Annotated in this window: 19 protein-coding genes; 9 read left to right on the top strand and 10 right to left on the bottom strand. The window is 49.3% G+C overall.

Going from position 1 to position 19,444, the window contains the following annotated elements; genetic code table 11:
- Window positions 1–394: 394 nt before the first annotated feature.
- The 8 genes from AC0QH1_RS30600 to AC0QH1_RS30565 all read right to left on the bottom strand — a co-directional run bounded on the left by AC0QH1_RS30600 (window position 395) and on the right by AC0QH1_RS30565 (window position 6,816).
- Complete coding sequence (locus AC0QH1_RS30600) at window positions 395–1,240, bottom strand: HEAT repeat domain-containing protein (protein ID WP_324635227.1); 846 nt, start codon at window positions 1,238–1,240, stop codon at window positions 395–397.
- Between the two features lie 49 nt (window positions 1,241–1,289).
- A complete protein-coding gene (locus AC0QH1_RS30595) occupies window positions 1,290–1,544 on the bottom strand; it encodes a phycobilisome linker polypeptide (protein ID WP_324635226.1) in 255 nt (84 codons plus the stop codon).
- Window positions 1,545–1,845: 301 nt separating this feature from the next.
- A complete protein-coding gene (locus AC0QH1_RS30590) occupies window positions 1,846–2,706 on the bottom strand; it encodes a phycobilisome linker polypeptide (protein ID WP_324635225.1) in 861 nt (286 codons plus the stop codon).
- Window positions 2,707–2,979: 273 nt separating this feature from the next.
- Window positions 2,980–3,468 (bottom strand): phycocyanin subunit alpha, encoded by a 489-nt coding sequence (gene cpcA / locus AC0QH1_RS30585; RefSeq protein WP_324635224.1) that lies wholly within the window; start codon window positions 3,466–3,468, stop codon window positions 2,980–2,982.
- Between the two features lie 112 nt (window positions 3,469–3,580).
- On the bottom strand, window positions 3,581–4,099 hold the full coding sequence (locus AC0QH1_RS30580) for a phycocyanin subunit beta (protein WP_324635223.1): 519 nt from the start codon (window positions 4,097–4,099) through the stop codon (window positions 3,581–3,583).
- A 440-nt stretch (window positions 4,100–4,539) separates the two neighbouring features.
- A complete protein-coding gene (locus tag AC0QH1_RS30575; protein WP_324635222.1) occupies window positions 4,540–5,313 on the bottom strand; it encodes a phycoerythrobilin:ferredoxin oxidoreductase in 774 nt (257 codons plus the stop codon).
- A 3-nt stretch (window positions 5,314–5,316) separates the two neighbouring features.
- Complete coding sequence (locus AC0QH1_RS30570; RefSeq protein WP_324635221.1) at window positions 5,317–6,048, bottom strand: 15,16-dihydrobiliverdin:ferredoxin oxidoreductase; 732 nt, start codon at window positions 6,046–6,048, stop codon at window positions 5,317–5,319.
- Window positions 6,049–6,234: 186 nt separating this feature from the next.
- Window positions 6,235–6,816 (bottom strand): phycobiliprotein lyase, encoded by a 582-nt coding sequence (locus tag AC0QH1_RS30565; RefSeq protein ID WP_324635220.1) that lies wholly within the window; start codon window positions 6,814–6,816, stop codon window positions 6,235–6,237.
- Window positions 6,817–6,985: 169 nt separating this feature from the next.
- On the opposite strand from AC0QH1_RS30565, the gene AC0QH1_RS30560 reads away from it, so the two are divergent.
- Complete coding sequence (locus tag AC0QH1_RS30560) at window positions 6,986–7,828, top strand: pentapeptide repeat-containing protein (RefSeq protein ID WP_324635219.1); 843 nt, start codon at window positions 6,986–6,988, stop codon at window positions 7,826–7,828.
- A 338-nt stretch (window positions 7,829–8,166) separates the two neighbouring features.
- On the opposite strand, the gene AC0QH1_RS30555 is transcribed toward AC0QH1_RS30560, so the two are convergent.
- Both AC0QH1_RS30555 and AC0QH1_RS30550 read right to left on the bottom strand, forming a co-directional pair.
- A complete protein-coding gene (locus AC0QH1_RS30555) occupies window positions 8,167–8,583 on the bottom strand; it encodes a retropepsin-like aspartic protease (RefSeq protein WP_324635218.1) in 417 nt (138 codons plus the stop codon).
- Window positions 8,584–8,588: 5 nt separating this feature from the next.
- The gene (locus AC0QH1_RS30550; protein ID WP_324635217.1) at window positions 8,589–9,374 is read right to left on the bottom strand and encodes a hypothetical protein; all 786 of its coding nucleotides are present in this window, start codon (window positions 9,372–9,374) and stop codon (window positions 8,589–8,591) included.
- A gap of 395 nt (window positions 9,375–9,769) precedes the next feature.
- On the opposite strand from AC0QH1_RS30550, the gene AC0QH1_RS30545 reads away from it, so the two are divergent.
- The 8 genes from AC0QH1_RS30545 to AC0QH1_RS30510 form a co-directional block, all read left to right on the top strand.
- A complete protein-coding gene (locus AC0QH1_RS30545) occupies window positions 9,770–9,973 on the top strand; it encodes a hypothetical protein (protein ID WP_324635216.1) in 204 nt (67 codons plus the stop codon).
- A 503-nt stretch (window positions 9,974–10,476) separates the two neighbouring features.
- The gene (locus AC0QH1_RS30540; RefSeq protein WP_324635215.1) at window positions 10,477–11,745 is read left to right on the top strand and encodes a WD40 repeat domain-containing protein; all 1,269 of its coding nucleotides are present in this window, start codon (window positions 10,477–10,479) and stop codon (window positions 11,743–11,745) included.
- Between the two features lie 373 nt (window positions 11,746–12,118).
- Entirely contained in the window at window positions 12,119–14,275 is a 2,157-nt protein-coding gene (locus AC0QH1_RS30535) for a serine/threonine-protein kinase (protein WP_324635214.1), read from the top strand.
- Window positions 14,276–14,436: 161 nt separating this feature from the next.
- Window positions 14,437–15,420 (top strand): bestrophin family protein, encoded by a 984-nt coding sequence (locus tag AC0QH1_RS30530; protein WP_324635213.1) that lies wholly within the window; start codon window positions 14,437–14,439, stop codon window positions 15,418–15,420.
- A gap of 283 nt (window positions 15,421–15,703) precedes the next feature.
- The gene (locus tag AC0QH1_RS30525) at window positions 15,704–16,834 is read left to right on the top strand and encodes a tetratricopeptide repeat protein (protein ID WP_324635212.1); all 1,131 of its coding nucleotides are present in this window, start codon (window positions 15,704–15,706) and stop codon (window positions 16,832–16,834) included.
- Window positions 16,835–17,025: 191 nt separating this feature from the next.
- On the top strand, window positions 17,026–18,213 hold the full coding sequence (locus AC0QH1_RS30520) for a hypothetical protein (RefSeq protein ID WP_324635211.1): 1,188 nt from the start codon (window positions 17,026–17,028) through the stop codon (window positions 18,211–18,213).
- A gap of 208 nt (window positions 18,214–18,421) precedes the next feature.
- Entirely contained in the window at window positions 18,422–18,973 is a 552-nt protein-coding gene (locus tag AC0QH1_RS30515; RefSeq protein ID WP_324635210.1) for a tetratricopeptide repeat protein, read from the top strand.
- Window positions 18,974–19,218: 245 nt separating this feature from the next.
- Window positions 19,219–19,444 (top strand): hypothetical protein (locus AC0QH1_RS30510; protein ID WP_324635209.1); only part of this gene is annotated, 226 nt, incomplete at its 3' end.

The raw sequence follows: 19,444 nt of genomic DNA, 5'->3' as shown, positions 1-19,444 counted from the left end.
TTTAGGCTGGTCAGGTGGTTAGAAGTACAAGCCCCTGGCTTTAGACATGGGGTTGGTTTCTACGGAGTCCCTGACCTTTCCAGTTGTGGGTTTCGAGACAAGCCCTGTACCCTAAACGGGTAGGGCGATCGCAGGCGGGGCCCGCCTACGCAGGCTAGGCGTGGGATTTATCCCACGCCTAATTGCTACAGTCGGTTTCAACCGACTGAAATGCTTTTGCTGCAAGGTTATTAGTCGGTTTTTAACTGAGTTTAGCTCTGAGACGGGGACTTTTAGTCCCCGGCTTTTTTCTGCCTAGAGACGCGAAAATTCACCGATATAAAAACGGCAAATTCTGGTTTCCAAGCTATCGGAAAATTATGCAACTTAAATGTTATAACCCCCGAAGGAGGGGTTATAACAATCCATCCATCAGGTGGAGAACCTGAATTAGCTCTGGAGATAACTCGGGGGGTCGATCCGGTGGGGGGGCATCCAGATGATGTTCCACGAGTCCTTTCAGGGCAATCAGTTTAATGCTGTTTTCGGCTAATGTTTCGGCGATCGCGTCAGCGGCGGGCAAATATCCGATCGCCCCCAAATCGATCAGGGCCGATCGCCGCAGTTGCAAATCAGAGCCGCTCAACGCTTGCACCAGGCGTTCTCCATACTGGGGTTCTCCAGTGAGCTGATACATCGCTCGCGCGGCGGAATACTGGACCCGCTCGAATGGATGTTCTAAAAACGGTTGAATTACCTCAATTGCCCCTGTGGCCTGCAGGGTGCCCAAGGCTTCGATAATCGCATCGTAAGGTTGGGTCAGATGCGGTTTTCCCGGCACTTTCACCGCCGCTTCCACCCCCCCGGCGAGCAATTCCATCAACGGCGCGATCGCGGCTGAATCCCCCAAGCGTTCTAACCCTTCGGCGGCGGCTTCGCGCACGTAATAATCCGGCGAGGTTAAGCAAGCAATCAGTGCGGGGATAGCGCGCTCGTCTCCCACTTTTCCCAGGGAGCGCGCGGCATTGCGCTGTAGGGGAAAGCCACCCGCATCGGTGCGATCGCCTTTTTCGTTCAACAAATCGAGCAATGCATCGATTGCGGCGGATTCGCGCACCCGAAATCTGCCAATCCACCAAGCGGCGTAGTAACGGAGGCTCAAGTCTGGGTGACGCAGATTGGCGATCGCCTGGTCCACAGTTAAAGTCTCACCGCCGGCTTGTTCAGTTGACGGTGAGCCAGATTCAAAATCATTCCACATCAGTCAAGTTGGTAATGGCTGCTACGCCCAACCCTAGCAGAAGTTAACCCTATTGATTTTGTGCTTCCGGATTAAAATTAACCGGCTCGATATTGACGATTTTCCCACCCATGCGCGTAATCCGCTGCATTTCTTCATTCATGCGATTGTAAGGCACGGTCATAAAAACGCTGCCACTTTTCCGGATGGAATAGTTCATTTTGTCGGTGTCTTCACCTTCGTGCAAACCGGTCACTTCATAGCGAAAATAGCGATTTCCCGCCTGAGTGTTCGCATTGCTGCCACCTGCAATTTGACCCAGCATGTTTTTTTCCTCCTCTAATTGGAACGATTTAAAACCGAACTGCTCATCCAACCCTCCCTCAGTCTGGTTTGAAACCCCAGGGGGGGGTTGAAAGTGATGGGGTATGGATCGGGTGGTATTTCCTCCCCATGCCCAGCAAACCTGCGCGAGTAACCCGCGATGTAAACTAGGTGGTATGTCTTCTGCGTGCATGGTTGGGCGATCGCAGCCTTGATTTGTCCAAAGACGCGAGTCACCTCGCGCCTTTGAACTCAAGCGATAGTCAAACCAACCGACTCATCCCAAGGCAGTACCTCGGGAATTAAGCGGTGGTGATGCTAGCGATTTTGCCACCTTTTTTGAGGATTTGCTGAATTTGAGTGGATAACTTCTCGTAAGGAACCAGATAGGTAGTGTTACTGCGGCGCACGCCAGTTTTGCGAATGGCGGTAACTTCGATGCGGTACACCTTGCCTTCTTCGCCAAATCCCACAAACGCACCCCCCACGCAGGTATAGGGAGCGGCTTGTGGAGTGGGACGGTAGCTCCAGCCATCGCTACCGCCGGAAGGTGCCACGATGGTGTTCGGGGAATTTTTGCCCAGTTCGCGCGCGAGGCGAGTTTTGCTGCCTTCTACTTGGGCGCGATCGCTATTGGCATACCCGCGATAAAGCCGGAACATCCGGTTAAATCCCACGGTTTTTTGCCCGGGAATGGTTTCAAACCCGCGATAGTAGGGCACGATATTGTCGCCGAAATTATTTTCGTACTCTACCGAGTCGATGTAGGAGTCGATTTCGGCATCGAATCCTTCGTTTTCGTAAATGTCGAGGTGATAAATCACTTCCGACTCGTCATAGGGAGCGCGCCCGAGCAGATGTTTGTAGTTCAGTTCGGTGACGCGAGTCTGGAAATTGGGGTAAAGAAACTTTGTTTTGTACAGTTCCGATTTGGCTACTGCACGCACGAATTCTCGCACGGTAATCGTGCCGTTTCTCAATAAAGACTCGGGACTGGTGAGCCGCTCGGAATTCATCACGTAGTCGTTGCCGAGAACCTGCCGATACACGGCACGAATCACGGCTTCCACATCTTCTTCCGTCCAATTTTGTCGCAATTCTACTGGGGCTGCATCCCGGAACGCAATGGTTCCCAAGCGAGATGCTGCTGATGTAATGGCCATCTGAAATAATCTCCCAACAAACTTTTTTAGAGTTTTGACTTTTAGATTTTTAATCCTTCACCGTTGGTTTATCCTGTTGGGTTAATAATTCGCTGGTTTTTTTCCCCATCCCAGGATGCCAAATCGGCGAGTATGCTGCGCGAAAGTCCCAGAAATACAACGATGTCCGGAAGGGTAAACAGCAACTAGCGTTTTGCTAGCACCTGCCTACCTACCCGGACATCAAGTTAAATTCTAGCCACGCAGACAGACGCGACGCTTATGCATCGTTAACTAGCTCAGGGCGTTGATGGCGTAGTCGATGTAGGTGTTGGCTTCAACTGCCGATTGGCCACTCAAGCCGTGGTTGTTTTTGATGTACTTGAGGGCTTCGACGTACCAGCTAGGAGACAGATCGAAGGTGCTGTTGATTTCATCCAAACCCGCGATCAGGTACTCATCCATCGGACCGGTGCCACCCGAAACTAAGCAGTAGGTGACCATCCGCAGGTAGTAACCGATGTCGCGAGAGCACTTGGCTTTCCCGGTTTCGGTAGAAGCGTAGTTGGGGCCTTGCATGGTAGTGGTGTAGGGGAATTTGTTGTACACCGCTTGGGCAGCTCCATCAATCAGGCGCTGAGAATTGCTGGTCAGCGCGCGAGCTGCTTCCATGCTTGCCATTGCCCGCTTAAAACGACCGTCAACGGCTTGCAGTTCGGAGTTGCTCAAAAAACGACCTTGAGCGTCGGCGGCAGAAATCGCTTCAGTAATCGGGGTTTTCATCGTCGAGTTATCTCCCTAGGATTGTGCAAAGTTTTCGTGGTTTGTTGGTTATGTGGATTTAGTCAGGGCTGACTAATTCCTCGTTCGAGTTTGTGCTTGGCTCAACGCCGATTTAGGCAACAGCAGAAGCGGCGCGGTCGAAATAACCAGCCAACTCAGACATCAGAGCGCTGCAATCGCCAGGAGTGATGCCAGCCGGATCGTTGGCCACTTTGACTGCGGCATCTTTCATTTTTTGAACGCCAACTGCAACGGAACCTCCGGGAACGCCCAGGGCTTGGTAGGTTTCGCGCAGACCGTTCAAGCAGCGATCGTCGAGTACGCTGGCGTCACCGGCAATCATGGCGTAGGTGACATAACGCAAGATGATTTCCATATCCCGCAAGCAAGCAGCCATCCGACGGTTGGTGTAGGCGTTGCCACCGGGTTGGATCAGCTGAGGTTGCTCCGCAAACAAAGTACGAGCGGCTTCGGAAACGATGTCAGAGGCGTTGCTGGTGATCCGGTTGACGGTATCGAGACGCTTGTTGCCTTCTTTGACCATGTTGGTTAGAGCATCGAGTTGTTCGCTGCTCAGGAATTCGCCGCGTGCGTCGGCTTGGGAAACAACTTTTGCAAATGCGTCTAGCATGTACTCAATCTCCTATGGTTATCTGATTTGGTTGGAATTGGATGAGTCTAGCTTAAAGCCAGTACAAGCTGTGCAGCTTGTCAGGTGTTTGGACGGACCCCAGCTAGAACAGGATTTGTTAAAGCTGGTCTCTCGGAAAGGGTGGATGCGGCCCTAGGGACTACATTACCTGCTTCGCGAGAAATCTTAGAAAAGATTACACCAGTATGAGAAAAGTGCCAACCCTCTTCAATTTATTGAGGGGGTTAAGTTTTGCTCGTCTCTCATACCCTACAGGTTAATGTTATACACCGCCTTTGCCCTTCTTTTTATTACGAAATGTTAAATTTTTTTATTTTCTCGATCGCTGAGTATATTTGCGGGTTGCCAAACAGCTAACAGCCCACTGGCTATCTAACACCAGTGGGCTGTCAGGATCCATCTATCAAATCCTTGTCCATTTATCCGTTGGCGATCGCACCCTCCCTCTGGCTTATCCCCAGGAAGCGCTCCAAATCAAATAAAAACCCATGAATGTACTCCTCGGTCCATTCTGCACCGTAGAATCGAGTAAACATTCCCCGCGCGGGGTCTTTCTCGGCTCGATAACGCAAATACCTCAGTTGCGCCTGTTTGATTCGCTCTCGCTGCTCGCGATCGCTCACCGGTTGCGCCCCCTCCACCAATTCCAAATAAGCCGCCAAATACTCCTTAAACGCCTCAAATACCCGCGTCTGCACCACTTCCGTCTTTTTCGGTCGCGTCCATAAAAATGCCGGCGAGAAAAACGGTTGCGCTTCTGCGGGAAAATCTCCTCCCCAGGGTAGATGCGGTTTGTGCCGCTCGTATATTCCCCAAATCGGTTCGGTGTACTTCGCCCGGTAACTCGGGTCATCCCGAAATAACGGCTGCATGTCCAACGCAATCAAATGCCCCCCGGGCAAGCTCACCAGATCCGCCCCAAAAAACGGCAAGTCATAGTTCAATTGCGGAAAAATCACCAAGTTGAGCACCTGCAGGCTCTCCCCTCCTTGCACGTGGGCGGCTCGAATCTGTCTGAGCTTCGGGGCGGCAAATCCATAACTGGTGGTCACCACCACTTCTTGCTTTTTCCCCTTCCCCACGGTGGCCACTTTTTTGCCAAATCCTTCCGGGATCGGGTAAGGTTCCAGCTTCAATCGCGCGCTTAACTGAGCGATCGCCTCATCCAAAAACGGTTGATAAAGATTCATCATTACTTATCGTCGGCTGGCAACGGCTAACGGCACGGCATCTTCAAACAAAAATTCATACAGGAATCGCTCGGCCCACTCCCGCCCAAAATAACTGCTAAACAGTCCGTGGGCCGGGTCGCGATCGGCACTATATTGGTCGTAATCTTTTTGCGCTTTCACAATTCGCTCAATTTCCGCTTTCTCTTCTCGCGGTGTCGCCCGCTCCAACATCTGCCAATACAGAGCCAAATATTCGCAATACGCGGGAAATAACCGCTTTTCCACGGTTTCTGCATCGGTTTTCGCAAACAGCAGGTATTTGGAAAAATAGCGATCGGCATCATAAAACTTCATTTCTATGTTCTGCGCCAAATCGTTGTATTTATCCCGCACCTCGCGCATCGGCTCGATGTACTTGTCTTGATACGCTTTATCTTGAAATAAGGGTTGAAAGTCTAAAACAACTAGAATCTTCTTTTGGTTAAAAGACAGCAAATCTATCCCGAGTAGCGGCAGATCGTACTGGTGACTCGGATAAATTACGCTGTTAAAAATTTGCGCGGATTCCCCGGCATCAATATAGGTGTAGCGAATTTTTCGCAGTTCTCGACAGTGGTAACACCAACTTTGTATGATGGCTGGATTTTTGCCGCGATCGCTAACGCAGCTTTCTAAACCCGCCGGAATTGGACGACTTCGCAGGTCAAATCGCCGGAATAGCTCGGTTTCTAAATAGTCCAGAAAAGGTTTGTACATAGAGAATTACTCTGACCAAGACTCCCCCGAGCATAGAAGATGCTCCCCTCGCACGTCTCATTTCTCAGAAACAAAGCAATAATCCTTAACAATTCCCGCGATCGCCCTCCTTTGCTTTAAGTTTTGTAACAATTTGCCCCCCCGGGAAGACACACCGCTCAAATTGACTTCATTCTGGATTGCGCTTCACTCACCCGCCTTTGTGATGTCGTGCTGCGCCAGCATCCGATCCAATACCGCCGGGGAGACACAACGACGTTCTGAGCAATAAGTCATCAAATTAACCCCATTCATCATTCGCACGGTACTGACGCGCACGCGAAAATCATCGGTGATAAACCAACAGCGCTCCATTCCTTGATTGTTGTCATAGTCAGTGTGGATGGTCAGTACCCCATCGGGAGCAAAATGGTAGCGACAAACCACCGGTATCCCTTCCACATAGCCCCGGTTTCGCAAGAGTTTGCCACTCAACCCTGTCTCCTGGGGCCAATCCACCAAAATAGCGGCATAATTCGGGTTCGGTTCGCGATCGTCGAGATTGGTTTGCCAGGAAAAACTCGCTCCCCCCTTGGCTAATTCCGGATCCACCCCTTGCGCGTGACAAACCTCTCGCACCTGCGGATCCTCCGGTGGCAATACTTTCACCATCAGATTCGACTCTCCCGACTCATCTGCAGTTAAATCAAAGTGATGAACCGTGCGTTGACTAAACCAGGTTCCTTCGCTTTTGCGAAAAAACTCCATCATCGTCATCGGTGGTTTCATATCGCAATTTTGGATTTTTAAAGACCAACATTGAGCGCCAACCTGGGAAAAGTGGCAGACGGATCTGCCGATCGCGTTGATGCTTTCCCCGGCACGGCGATCGCAGAGGCGATCTCGGCTCAAAGCTAATCGTACAATACCACTACACCTGCTAAATAACCCTAAAAAAATGACTGCTTCCAATACTCCCAAACCCTTTACACCCGCCGATCTGTTGCGATCGCTCGCTGCAGGAGAAGACCTCAGCGGGAAAACCCTGGAAAATCTCGATCTCGCCGGATGCGACTTCTATGGAGCTAACCTCAGCAACACCCACCTCAGTGGCGCAAACTTCGATCGCGCCATCTTAATTCGCGCCGAATTGCAAAACACCGACCTCCGTGATGCCTCCTTCCTGGATGCAGACTTGCGCGGCATCGATCTGCGTCATGCCAACCTCAGCAATGCCAACTTGCAAAATGCCTATTTAAACCGCGCCAACCTCATGGGAGCAAACCTCAGCAATGCCAACCTGACTGGGGTGAAACTCCAACTGGCACTTTACGATCGCCACACCATATGGCCCGATGGGTTTGCTTATCGAAAATCCGGCGCAGTCGGACCTGGTGCCCAACTCAGCGGCGCTTACCTCAATACCGCCCATCTGCGCGGGGCGGATCTCAAAGGCGCTAACTTTCTCGGGGCCTATCTCAGCGGCGCAGATCTAACCGGTGCTAATCTCGAAGGGGCATCCTTGAGCGGCGCAAATCTGCAAAAAGCCTTTTTCACCGGAGCCTATCTACACAATGCTCGCCTCAATAATGCCGAGTTACAACAGGTGGATTTTCGTGCCGCCGATTTGACTGGGGTAGAGTTGAATAATTTACAGAGTATTGCTGGGGCAGATTTTTACCGGGTTCGCGGATTGAGTGAGTCGAATCGCGCCCTGTTGAAGGGGCGAGATTCGAAAGAATTGGACACCTGGAATCCCTTTACTCGCCGCACCACCCGCGAAAGTTTGGCGCGATCGTAATTTCCCTTCCCACTCCCCTACCCTTCCCGCTCTCTCAAGCAAACTTTGGCCGTTGCAAAACAAATCTCTGCCTGAGAATTTAACTCATTTTAACTCGTTCCCAGGTTAACCTGGGAACGAGTTAAAACACTCCACCCTAGCTACCGCCTCCCCCTCAATAAATGCGATCGCAAAGGTTGGCACCCTTGCTTAATTCGCTTGTTGTGAAGAAACTCCGGTTTTAACCTCTACTACACCGCCCCCTAAACCTCATCAAATTATCCTTCGGTTTAAATCGTTTACCATCATTGCTGACTAATGCGGATTGAATCACCACCGAGAATGGGTGGATTGTTCCGCTACCTCATGCGCTTACAGGTGATTTCGGCATTATGAATGGAGAGAACCGCCTGACAACTTTGGAGAAAATCCATGCCCAGCAGCCCATCAACACGCAGTCGCGCGGGAATATTATAAGCCACAATTGGAAAATCGTAGAGAATCTGACCCACGCAGTTGAACCAAGTTAGCTGAATCACTGGCGCATTGATTTTGCCTTTCCCGGTGATAATTTCTTCCCGAAAACGAGTATTTTGCGTGTCATAACCTAGCGTTTCTACAACCTGAACGGGCAATATGGTGAAGCTCGAACCTGTATCGATGATTAATTTCACTCGCGCAAAGTCACCCTTTTGCATTCCCCCAGCCATTGCCTGTACCTTTAGCAAATTCTTTCCGTGACGGGACAATCGATAGGCTTTTTGAAAATCGGTCATTTTAATTATAACATTATCCCTATATTTTCTGGCACAGAACCCGTATATTCTATCGCCACTGGTTTACCCTGTCTTAGAGACAGTTTAGCGTACAGTTCATCGCGCTCGCTTGCGCGAGCTAAAACTTCTCCTTGAATTACATTCAACTCTTCATCTAATTTAGGGCAACCAATCAGCACCCATTGATTGGGATATCGCTGTTGGATTTCTTCAATGTTTAAAATCCCTCCGCTTTTTATGGGTTGGGATTTTTGCGTTAAAGCGGTTAAAGTTAACTCGAAGTAATCTTCTATTTCCTCTAGCAGTTCTAGTTCGCCACTGCCTTTTTCTGGGTTAGGAAAAATCTGCTGCTTCACTACAGCGATCGCCGCAGCTTTCATCCGCTCCACTATTTTGACTGCTGACTCTATTGCAATTCCCAGACCCAAATAGGTTTCTCGAATATCCGCTAAACAACCCGTTTCCAGTCGAGAAGCATTTTCTGCCAATAATGCGTAGGTAATGTAACGCAATATAGTTTCGCTTTCCTGCAAGCAATGGGTTAATTTATCCTCGGGTAAATCTTGATTTTCTTCTCGGGTCAACATCTCTGCTTTGCCAAGAGTTTCATGCACCGCATCAGACACAATAGAACCAGCGCGATCGCATATTGTTTTGACTGCATCTAAGCGTTTATCTTGGTGCTGTATCATTTTTTTTAAATGGGTCAATTCTTCCGAGCTGACAAACGCTTTTTCTGCTTCAGCTTGGTTAAGAATATGCCATCTATTTTTTTGAGTATTTGCCATCATTAATATACCTCTTAAACTCCATTAAGCTGCTAGCCATTAAATTGGCTTACGGTAGAAAGCTATTTGTTGGCATTCTGATAACAATTTAACTTGAATGTTTTTTCTTTTTTTTAGAAATTGCTTATTGATTGACATCATTTGACCGGGGAAGCATTGCGATTAATTTAACAATCTGTGTTTTTAGGCTAATATAAGCACAAATACGACCGTTTTGCATGGAAAAATAATTGAGCGAATAAACCAAAATGAAGGAAGTTGCATTTATTTGATGTTAAAAGGGGAGAGAGCTGTGGGAGGATAGTCTTTGTAAAAGAATTTCCGGAAATCGTGGTGAATTGGAGAATCAGGAGTTAAAAATTAGTAATTCAACTGAGTTAATTAAAGTAAAATAGACCATGATGGACGGGAAAAAAGAAAGGCACCAATCAGAGGAGATTAAAAATCTGATTGAAGATGTGGTAGGGAAGATGCACAAAGCCGGCAAAAGTTTTGGGTGGATAGCCATGTGGATGGTATTGACGGAAACCGAGGTCAAAGATGCTTTCAGTCGATACCAACAGCGACGGGGTGGTAAACCGACCGATTCTAACGTTTGCTAATCTGGCAAGACGGAACCTCCTAGGGTAGGTTGGCGATGCTGTAGACCATTTTAGCTGCAATTTGGGAGGGGTGAACGGGGTAATTCTGCGCCAGGGGACTGGTGGCGATCGCACCCCTGCTCTCCGGAACCGTGCGCCAGACAAATTGAGAACGAGCGAGTTGAAAACCCGCCCGCAGTGTTGTTGCGAGCGCGGGTAAATTCTTTTGAGAGAGGAACTTTTTTCCCGAGAAACCGTCTGAGGAGATAATTTTGCGTTAAGCAAGGGGCAGGCGGAAATTTTGCCTGCAGAATTGTCGGAAGAAATAAAGGAATTTAGAGAGCGATCGCGTCACGGGGAGAGAATAACTCAGAAACGCAGCAATTTTCGCCCCTGACGCCAATCGAGCCGCGCTAGCTTGGCTTTTGCGGGTGAGAAAACCTGCAAAGAACTCGCGCGGCAAACCTTCGTGAGTATTCTGTGCATCCAACCGCGATCGAGAAAATATTTCTACAATAGAAATAATGAAAAGAGCGAATCGATCGCGCAAGGAAGAGTTCGAGGGGGATAGGGTGATATTTGGCAAACGAATCAATCTGAAAATAATGGTTTTGGCGGCGATCGCCCTAGTCATCGCCACAGGATTCGGCATTTATTTTTTCAGGTTCCAGACTGCCGAGAATTCCAGCAATATAGAGACTGCCGACAATTCAGAGCAACCCAAAGCAGGGACAGAGGAGGAATCTGCCAGGGTGGAGGCTTTACCTGCCTATGCCTCAGCGCCGCAGACCCCGGAGGGGTCATTCTCCGAAGAGACATTTGTCAGACAAAATCAAGTCACCCTAGAATTAGAAACCGTGCTGAGTGGTTCGGATTGGTCGGTACATGATTTAGCCCTCACCCCAGACGGACAAACCGTGATTGCCAGCGACTACTCATCGGTTCAGATCTGGCAGATAGACCCCAACTGCACGCAAAAGCGAACCTGTCTGCCGAGCCAACAGCTCGATAACGCCTCATTATGGGTGTATTCCGTTGCCATTTCCCCGAACCGCAAATTGCTCGCCACTGGCACCTGGAAACAAATCAACCTGTTCGATTTGGCCACTGGAGAACCGCGCGGGGATATTTTTGCACATTTAAACGCCGTGGATACCCTGCTTGTCAGTCCTGATGGGGAGATTCTCTTCAGTGGGAGTAGCGACAAAACGATTAAGCTATGGTCCCTGGCAAGGGCCACGAGGTTGCCTCCTGGAAGCCGGAAACAGACCCCATTAACCACCTTAGAGGGACATGAAGGAGCCATTACCACCCTTGCCATCAGCGGCGATGGGCAAACCCTCGTGAGTGGGAGTAGCGACAAAACGATTAAGATTTGGAAATTGGACCGCAGTAGTGGAGTCCCCCGGATGGAGTCGGAACCGATTACCCTGGTGGGGCATGAAAATGCCGTGCGTTCTGTGGCGATTAGCCCGGATGGGGAAATCGTGGCGAGTGGGAGTTTGGATAAAACGATTAAGATTTGGAATTTAAAAACGGGTAAACTAATGTATGAACTCCCGGAAGATTCTGCCACGGTTTTATCGGTGTCCATCAGCCCGGATGGCGAACTGCTGGCCAGTGGTGGTGCCGATAATCGGATTAAACTGTGGCGGATCGACACTGGGGAATTGCTCAACATTGTGGAGGCGCATTCCGCTCCCGTGAAGTCTTTGGGCTTCAGCGCGGGTGGGAATCGTCTGGTGAGTGGCAGTAGCGATAAAACCATCAAAATTTGGCGCGTGGGAGAGTAAAAACCCGGTTGCGTTCCATTGGGTTGAGCCTAACGCAGCAGAGATTTTTTTCTTCCCAATTGGTTGGTTTATGAAAAGGGAATTATAATCAAGCGAAGAAAGTTAACAATTTTTCCGGGCAAATTGCTAATATTTATTGAGGGGTGCCAGGGAGGTAGAGTGAATCGAGCCAAGCAAAAGCCATGAGGGGCAAGCCAAATGTAATTCGCTCTAGCCGAAAATTAAGCCAAAGCGAGGCGATCGCGCCCGGCAATCTTGAGAAAATTTCATTGGGAAATGCCGATTGCTTGGCATGACCCTACAGTAGTAATTGATAGTTGCAAGTTATAGTGTTGTTGAGATTGCAGTCAGAATAAAAGGTAATGTAGCTTCTGTGAGTTATTGCCTGAATCCTAAATGTCCCCACCCCACTGACCCTGCCAACGGGAACCGAGACGCTTGCGTTCACTGCGGCTGTCAATTGCTGTTGCAAAATCGGTATCGCATTATTCGACCACTCGGAGGAGGGGGCTTTGGCAAAACCTTTGAAGTGGACGATAACGGAACGACAAAGGTGCTGAAGGTTTTGCTACAAAACCACGAAAAAGCAGTGGAGCTATTTAAGCAAGAAGCCGACGTCCTCAAACGCATCCGCCATCCCGGAATCCCCAGAATTGAGCCAGATGCCTATTTCACCGTGACCCCACCGGGGGAAACCGAGCCGATCCACTGTCTGGTGATGGAAAAAATTAGCGGCTTGAATTTACGCGAGTGGATGAAAAAACGCGGAAATCGCCCGGTGAGCCAAGAGCAAGCGGTGGAATGGCTCAAGCAAATGTCGGAGATTTTGGAGCAAGTCCACCAACAGCAATTTTTCCACCGGGATATCAAGCCGCTCAATATCATGGTTCGGCAAACCGGCCATGTGGTCTTAATTGACTTTGGGGCGGCGCGGGAAGTCACCAATACTTATTTTGCCAAAGTGGGTCAGGGGCAAAACATTACCGGGATTGTCTCCCCAGGATACACCCCACCTGAGCAAGCGAATGGCAAAGCGGTGCCCCAATCGGATTTTTATGCGTTAGGTCGGACGTTTGTTTTTTTACTGACGGGAAAACCGCCCACGGCGTTTTCGGAAAATCCGCGCACCGGCAAATTAGTCTGGCGCAACAGTGCGCCGCAGATTTCTAAGACGTTTGGTGACATCATCGATTATTTGATGGCTCCGTTTCCCGGAAAGCGACCGCAAAGTGCAATGGCGATCGTCCATTGTTTGGCGGAAATTGACTTGACGCCCCCCAATGGTTTGGATGGGAAAGAACACCACTCGCACAATGGCAGGGGGGGCACTAAGGGAAATTACAACACCAGGAATTCCTACAACACCTCCAGAGGATTGGGCACCAACGGCGGCAAGGGATCCTCTTATCGCCATCCCTATTATTTGCGCCACAATACTGGCGGCACTCGCGGCACTCACCAGAAGACTGGGGGCAAAAAACCTTGGCCTTTGGCGATCGCGATCGTGCTGGTGGCCCTGTTGAGTTCGCAAGTGTATGGCTATTGGCGCTATGGTTTCTTTCCGGCAAATCCGGTGGATCTGATTGCCAATTTACCCAGCAGTTTGTTTTTAAAGCGCAGTATCAAGACCTTTGGCCCGATCCAGTCTCTCGCGATCGCTCCCCAACCCCTGCGCGAAAATGAGGACCTGCTGTTCGCCAGTGGCAGTTATGGGGCCGTTCGCGTTTGGGAAGTGCAAACTGGAAAACTGGTGTACAATCTCAGCGCTCATAAAGATTGGGTGAAAGCTCTGGCCATTAGTCCCGATGGCGGCACTTTAGCCACCGGTTCGGCAGATAAAACTATCCGCCTGTGGAATTTGGAGAATGGCTCGCGAATGCTCACGATCGCCGGACCGGGAGCGCATTGGGGTCCGGTTAATGCCCTGGCATTCAGTCCCGATGGCCGCATATTAGCTAGTGCTTCCGATGATAATACCATTAAAATTTGGGATCTGCGAAGCGGGACTCGCCTCCGCACGATTCAGGCGGGTTCCCCAGTCAATGCGATCGCCTTTACCCCGGATGGGCGCAGAATCGCCAGTGGGGCGAGCGATAAAACGGTGAAAATTTGGGATTTGGCCAGCGGGGCGCGTTTATTAACCCTCCGGGCACACGCTCATCCGGTGCTGTCGGTGGCGATTAGTCCCGATGGCAATACTCTGGCAAGTGGGTCGAGTGACAATACGATTCAGGTTTGGAACCTGCGAACCGGGGAACGAAAATATCAGCTTGCTGGCGATTCGAGTTGGGTGCGATCGGTGGCGATCGGTCCGCAGGGCAAGGTTCTGGCTAGCAGTGGCGGCACTATCGAGCTGTGGAATCTGGCCACCGGCGATCGCAAACATCAGTTTAACGGTCATTCCAGTTATGTCAGCGCGATCGCTATCTCTCCCGATGGCAATACTCTGCTCAGTGGCTCTCCCGATCGCACCATTAAGGTTTGGCGCGTCCCCTCCGTCACTGACTCTGGCGAGTCCCAGGAAAAATAGTAGCCTGCGATTCATGTCTTGCGAAAGATGCGATCGCACCCTCATCACCCGAATAATAGATCCGATGGATTTGCGCGGGAATTCGCGATTGGCGGCGCGTTTTCTTTCCCTCGCCAATCTCTCCCCTGGTTTCTCTCTTCTTTCCTCTAAAGGCTGCTGATATGCTAACTTTAATGTACCTGAAAAACACCAATTGGTTGTATCTCGCCGAGCGCGTTAAAACCTCAGTCATTCCCGCCGTCTTACCCCGAGCTTTATTTTGTGGCTTATTTGGCGTTGTTATTTCCGTTTTATATCACTTGGGATTGCCCGTTGCTTGGCCCGTATTAGAAGGATTAGTCCCCAACTTAGTCTTGGGTTTATTATTAGTCTTTAGAACCAATACCGCTTACGAACGATTCTGGGAAGGGCGAAAAGCATGGGGAACTTTAGTCAATACCGTTCGCAACTTTGCCCGACAAATTTGGGTCGCCGTCGCCGAAAAAAAACCTACAGATGCCGAAGCAAAAAAAGAAACCTTGCGCCTGCTTGTTGCCTTTGCTGTCGCCACCAAACTGCACTTGAGAAAAGAAAACCTAAACGAGGAACTCTCCGCGCTTATGTCCTCCGAACGGTTTGAAAAACTCAAAGAAATGAATCATCCCCCCCTGGAAATTGCCTTTTGGATCGGCGATTACCTGCAAGGACAGCATAACAAACGCCGCCTCAGCATTTATCAACTCAGCGACATGTTCAAACTCCTGGATACAATGGTGGATGTATTGGGAGCTTGCGAACGCATTTTAAAAACTCCCATCCCGATGGCATATGCCATTCATTTAAAACAGCTTTTATTAATTTACAGTTTAGCACTTCCCTTTCAACTGGTCAACGATTTAAGTTTCTGGACCGGACCGGTGGTGGCGTTAATTAGTTTTACCTTATTTGGCATCGAAGAAATTGGCCTAGAAATCGAAAATCCCTTCGGATACGATAACAACGATTTGCCCCTCGATGCCATTTGCGCCACCATGCAACGCAATATCGAGGATTTAATTTCCCTGTCCCCTAGTACCCAAAATTCTGTAGAAAATTGGCCGAAGTATCGCCGCTTTCGAGAAGAACGGGGGCATTTTAAAGAAGAAGAAAGCACCAGCGGATTTTAACTGCGCCATTTGACTCTTATCCCCTACCAAGGAAAGCCGAATCCCGTGGAAACGCGATAAATCGCCTCTCTACAGTACGAAATAGTTGGCACGCTTTCTTCTCTTTTCCACGGCTATAATGGATTGATGCAGAACGCCCACAGGTAACGCACTGCGGATATAAAGGAAGGATACAATCGCAGACTATTCCCTGTTTTATTGCCCGATTTTTGGGCAGAATTGGACGCGCTGTTACAGTAGCATAGTATGGAGAGTTCAACGAATCCAGTGGTGAAACAAAACGATGCATTCCAACAAGCTCTCAAAACAGCACAACAGGGAAATTAACTCATCTGCTGCAACCCGCCGCGATCGCGAGCGGTTTTTCGCCCTAAATCAGCAGTCCTTTGCTGAATTACTGACCTTTGTGGATTTTGCCGAGAATTTTCCCCTTGGATTTATCGAAATCAATTTTTGCAAGGATCTGGATGTTTTGATAGCCGCCCTGCAAGAACATCCCAATTGCCAGGAGATTCAATGGGCAATTGTCGATTTTGGCGATCGCGAGGTTCGCTTTTTGCTCGATAGCCTGCAAAAAACTCTCTCCTCTATCCAAATCCAGGAGAACAAAAAATTCGTATTAGTCCTCAGAGGGTTGGAAAAATCAATCGGCATGTTTGGAGAGTATCCGCCGATTTTACAAGACCTTAACTTCATGCGGGATGCCTTTCCTCACCGCATTCCACATCCCATTCTCTTCTGCTTGCCCGAGTTTGCCATCACTCGTCTGGCTAAATTTGCCCCGGATTTTTGGGCATGGAAATCTGGATTTTTTCATTTCAATACCGCCCCAGATACCCGAAATCTGGGAGGATATAAATCCCTAGAATCTCTGATTTTTTTAGACCCTGTAGAAGTGCCAGAAAAGCAAGATAGAATTGATTTATTAGAGCGATTGCTGATGAAGTATTGTCCCACAGGTAAGCAGGCGAGCCAAAATCAATTAAAAGCTTACCTAACGATTCTCAACCAACTGGGAAAAGCTTATCGGAGTCGGGGAGAGCATTACAAATCTCGGGAATCTTTGGAAGAATCTATCAATATTGCAAATTGCCATAAAGATTTAGCCGCTTTCAAAGCAAACGCGCTATATGACTTAGGAATACTTAAAAATAATCTAGGGGAAATCGAGGTTGCGATCGCCCTTCACACCGAATCGTTGGAACTATTTGAACGCATCGGCGACTTGCAAGGGAAAGCAATGTCGTTGGGGATGCTCGGACAACTGCTGGCAAAGCAAGGTGATTTTACCACGGGCTTGAATTATATGCAGGACTCTCTCGCCATCCTAGAGCGCCTGGGTTCTCCCGAAGCGGAGACAGTGCGAGAAAGGATGGCGGGAGTGAAACAGTTGTTTGAGTCCCACAGGGATTGAGGGCGGCAGGGGCATTGCCTACAGTTGGCAATCTGGAATATACGGAAGATTTTTTACTACAAAAAATCTTAAATGTCAAGCGCCAATTCGCTGATTTTGTGGGGGTAGGGGCGAAATCTGCGAGGTGGGAGGGTTTGGGAAGTGTTAAAAAAGACTAAGGGGATCGCTCAGGGAAAAGTAGAGATGACAAAATGAAGGTAAACTCCTTTGCCGGATATCCTATGCGAACCTTACATTTAGAGCTAGAGGCGATCGCCCGCGACGCAATAGAGTTGCGTTATTTTGTAGACAACGGACAGCGCGCCCGATCGCGCCGCCTGAGTGTGGCGGAGATTGGGGATACGATCGCGATTGGGAGGCGACAGGAGTATCCGCCGATAGAGGCGGAGGTGAAAACCGGGCGCAGGCTTTATGATTGGCTTAACGGATCCGACAATTGGTTAACCGAGGCGATCGCCGGGGAAACCGACGGATGGGTGTTGGCAATTGCCACACCGGAAAAGCCGAGTTTTGTGGGATTTGGGGAAAAAGTCCACACCAGGGCCGTCACGGAAACCGATTCTGGGATTAGGGCATCGTTATCCCATTTACCCTGGGAACTACTGCATGATGGCACGGAGTTTTTAGTGGAAAAAACCGCTCCCGATGTGGTGCCCGTGCGGTGGATGCCCCAATTTGGACTGACGGAATCGACGCCGAAACGGGAATCGGCAAGCGATCGCCCCTTGCAGGTTCTTTTCATGGCGAGCGATTTGAGCGCCGGTGGGGCGATCGCCAAGCAAAGAGAACAGGAACGGATTTTATCATCCACCCACGATCGACCCTTACAGTTAGAAATCGAACCCACCGGCTCCTGGGAAAAATTAGGAGATTTTGTCGGGAAATTTGACGAAGACCGATTTGATATTTTCCATCTGGTCATTCCGGGAAACATCGCCGACGAACATTCATATTTTCTTCCAGAAACCACCATTGCCGAACCGGGAGCGGAAATTGCGGCTTTGATTGCCAAACGCTTTCCTTTGCGCTTTCCGCCTTTATTTTTTCTCTGCGCTTATCCCGGCAGTGACGCCCATGCTAACGGTGCAGTTGCTTCCATTGCCGAAGCCTTAATTTATCAAGGAGCGAAAGCGGTATTAAGTTGGGAAAGCTATGGTGCCGAAACCGAGGCAACTGAGGCAATGGCAGCATTTTATTACACCTTGACCTGTGGCGAAGCACTGCCGAAAGCTGTGGGGAAAATGTATCGCGCGTTAATCGAAAATCAGCAACCGAATTGGCATTGGTTGCGGTTGTACGTGGGGGAAATGGCATTGAGCGATCGCGGATTATTTCCCGGGTTGAATTTCCCCAAAACTGGTTCATCTTTGAGTGGATAAGTCACCCGAAACCCGAAGTCCTCGCCCGAGGATTGATTGCAGGTTTCATAGGGGGGACACCGATGAGCGCGATTGAGTTGACAAACAATCGAAATGCTATATTTCAAGATTTCTTGACATTTGAGCCAGTTTGGTTTGACCGATACCGATTTTCTAAAAAAAATAAATTAGAGTGAACCGAGCAGTTGGCAACAGGATTGAATCTGCAATGCAGCAACCAAATCAAAACCCAAACCCTGACAAAAAAGTTTCCCAATGGATTGACTCGTTGGATAAAGAACAGCGATCGCAAGTCAGTCATGCTTTAGCCTCTGAGATGTTCCACTCCACCAGCGAAACGCAATATCGCATCGAAGCGGAACAACTCTATCAAATGGCAGAGGAACAGATCGCAGCGGGAAACTTAGAAGCCGCGATTTCTCTGTGTCAGCAGTCGCTCGTATTAGAAAAGCGCATCGGCAATTTAAACGGACAACCACAGATTTTAGCATTGCTCGCCCAGCTTTTTTCCCTGAAAGGGGAATATCAAAAAGCCCTACAGCATTTGCAGCAAGCGGTGGAAATTGTGCGTCAGCAAAAGTGTTGGGATACGGCGCAGCTTGAGGAAATCATGGTGGAGGTCATTGTTTCGCGCTGGCACAAACTGCGCGCCACCCCCGGAGAAAAGATGACAGAAGAAAAATTAGTTGAATGGATGGAACCGTTGGATCGCGATACGTTTAATTCCGTCCTGTGTCGCTTGGAAAAAGCCACGGAATAATAATCATCGAAACCCGTTTATTACAGTTGTTAATTTGCCATTGCTGGAATTTGCTTACCATAAGTTTGCTATTGCGTCAAGCTTTTTATCGCGAATTCGGTGGGGTTAGGATATGGGTAGAGACGCGATTAATCGCGTCTCTACAAGCGGTTAAAAACCGGGTTTCTTCAGCTCAAATTTATGAATGCACGACAAATTTATAGCAGTTTTAATAGGGGAAAGGTAGAGAATTTTTCACCAATAAGGTGCTGACGCGGTTGGGACTATTTGGCTGCTTACCCCTCCCAGAAAGAGAGCTGCTCTATTTCACCACCACTACGCGATCGGTGGAAAAAACTTTTGCGATCGCCGGAATAGTTTTTTCGCCAACAGCGCCCTATCGGTGGAAAAAAACTGTACCGCTAACCGGAATAGTTATTTATCCCCAGTCCAACCCTGTACTCCAGGGATGGAAAAAAACTGTACCGCTAA

Source organism: Phormidium sp. CCY1219 (assembly GCF_055795085.1).
The sequence above is the reverse complement of the archived record's forward strand: the minus strand, read 5'-3'. Positions and strand labels throughout refer to the sequence as shown.

Excerpts from the sequence above, each read along its gene's own strand:
- AC0QH1_RS30600 (WP_324635227.1), bottom strand. The coding sequence starts at position 1,240 with ATGTGGAATGATTTTGAATCTGGCTCACCGTCAACTGAACAAGCCGGC.
- AC0QH1_RS30595 (WP_324635226.1), bottom strand. The coding sequence starts at position 1,544 with ATGCTGGGTCAAATTGCAGGTGGCAGCAATGCGAACACTCAGGCGGGA.
- AC0QH1_RS30590 (WP_324635225.1), bottom strand. The coding sequence starts at position 2,706 with ATGGCCATTACATCAGCAGCATCTCGCTTGGGAACCATTGCGTTCCGG.
- cpcA (WP_324635224.1), bottom strand. The coding sequence starts at position 3,468 with ATGAAAACCCCGATTACTGAAGCGATTTCTGCCGCCGACGCTCAAGGT.
- AC0QH1_RS30580 (WP_324635223.1), bottom strand. The coding sequence starts at position 4,099 with ATGCTAGACGCATTTGCAAAAGTTGTTTCCCAAGCCGACGCACGCGGC.
- AC0QH1_RS30575 (WP_324635222.1), bottom strand. The coding sequence starts at position 5,313 with ATGATGAATCTTTATCAACCGTTTTTGGATGAGGCGATCGCTCAGTTA.
- AC0QH1_RS30570 (WP_324635221.1), bottom strand. The coding sequence starts at position 6,048 with ATGTACAAACCTTTTCTGGACTATTTAGAAACCGAGCTATTCCGGCGA.
- AC0QH1_RS30565 (WP_324635220.1), bottom strand. The coding sequence starts at position 6,816 with ATGAAACCACCGATGACGATGATGGAGTTTTTTCGCAAAAGCGAAGGA.
- AC0QH1_RS30560 (WP_324635219.1), top strand. The coding sequence starts at position 6,986 with ATGACTGCTTCCAATACTCCCAAACCCTTTACACCCGCCGATCTGTTG.
- AC0QH1_RS30555 (WP_324635218.1), bottom strand. The coding sequence starts at position 8,583 with ATGACCGATTTTCAAAAAGCCTATCGATTGTCCCGTCACGGAAAGAAT.
- AC0QH1_RS30550 (WP_324635217.1), bottom strand. The coding sequence starts at position 9,374 with ATGATGGCAAATACTCAAAAAAATAGATGGCATATTCTTAACCAAGCT.
- AC0QH1_RS30545 (WP_324635216.1), top strand. The coding sequence starts at position 9,770 with ATGATGGACGGGAAAAAAGAAAGGCACCAATCAGAGGAGATTAAAAAT.
- AC0QH1_RS30540 (WP_324635215.1), top strand. The coding sequence starts at position 10,477 with ATGAAAAGAGCGAATCGATCGCGCAAGGAAGAGTTCGAGGGGGATAGG.
- AC0QH1_RS30530 (WP_324635213.1), top strand. The coding sequence starts at position 14,437 with ATGCTAACTTTAATGTACCTGAAAAACACCAATTGGTTGTATCTCGCC.
- AC0QH1_RS30525 (WP_324635212.1), top strand. The coding sequence starts at position 15,704 with ATGCATTCCAACAAGCTCTCAAAACAGCACAACAGGGAAATTAACTCA.
- AC0QH1_RS30520 (WP_324635211.1), top strand. The coding sequence starts at position 17,026 with ATGAAGGTAAACTCCTTTGCCGGATATCCTATGCGAACCTTACATTTA.
- AC0QH1_RS30515 (WP_324635210.1), top strand. The coding sequence starts at position 18,422 with ATGCAGCAACCAAATCAAAACCCAAACCCTGACAAAAAAGTTTCCCAA.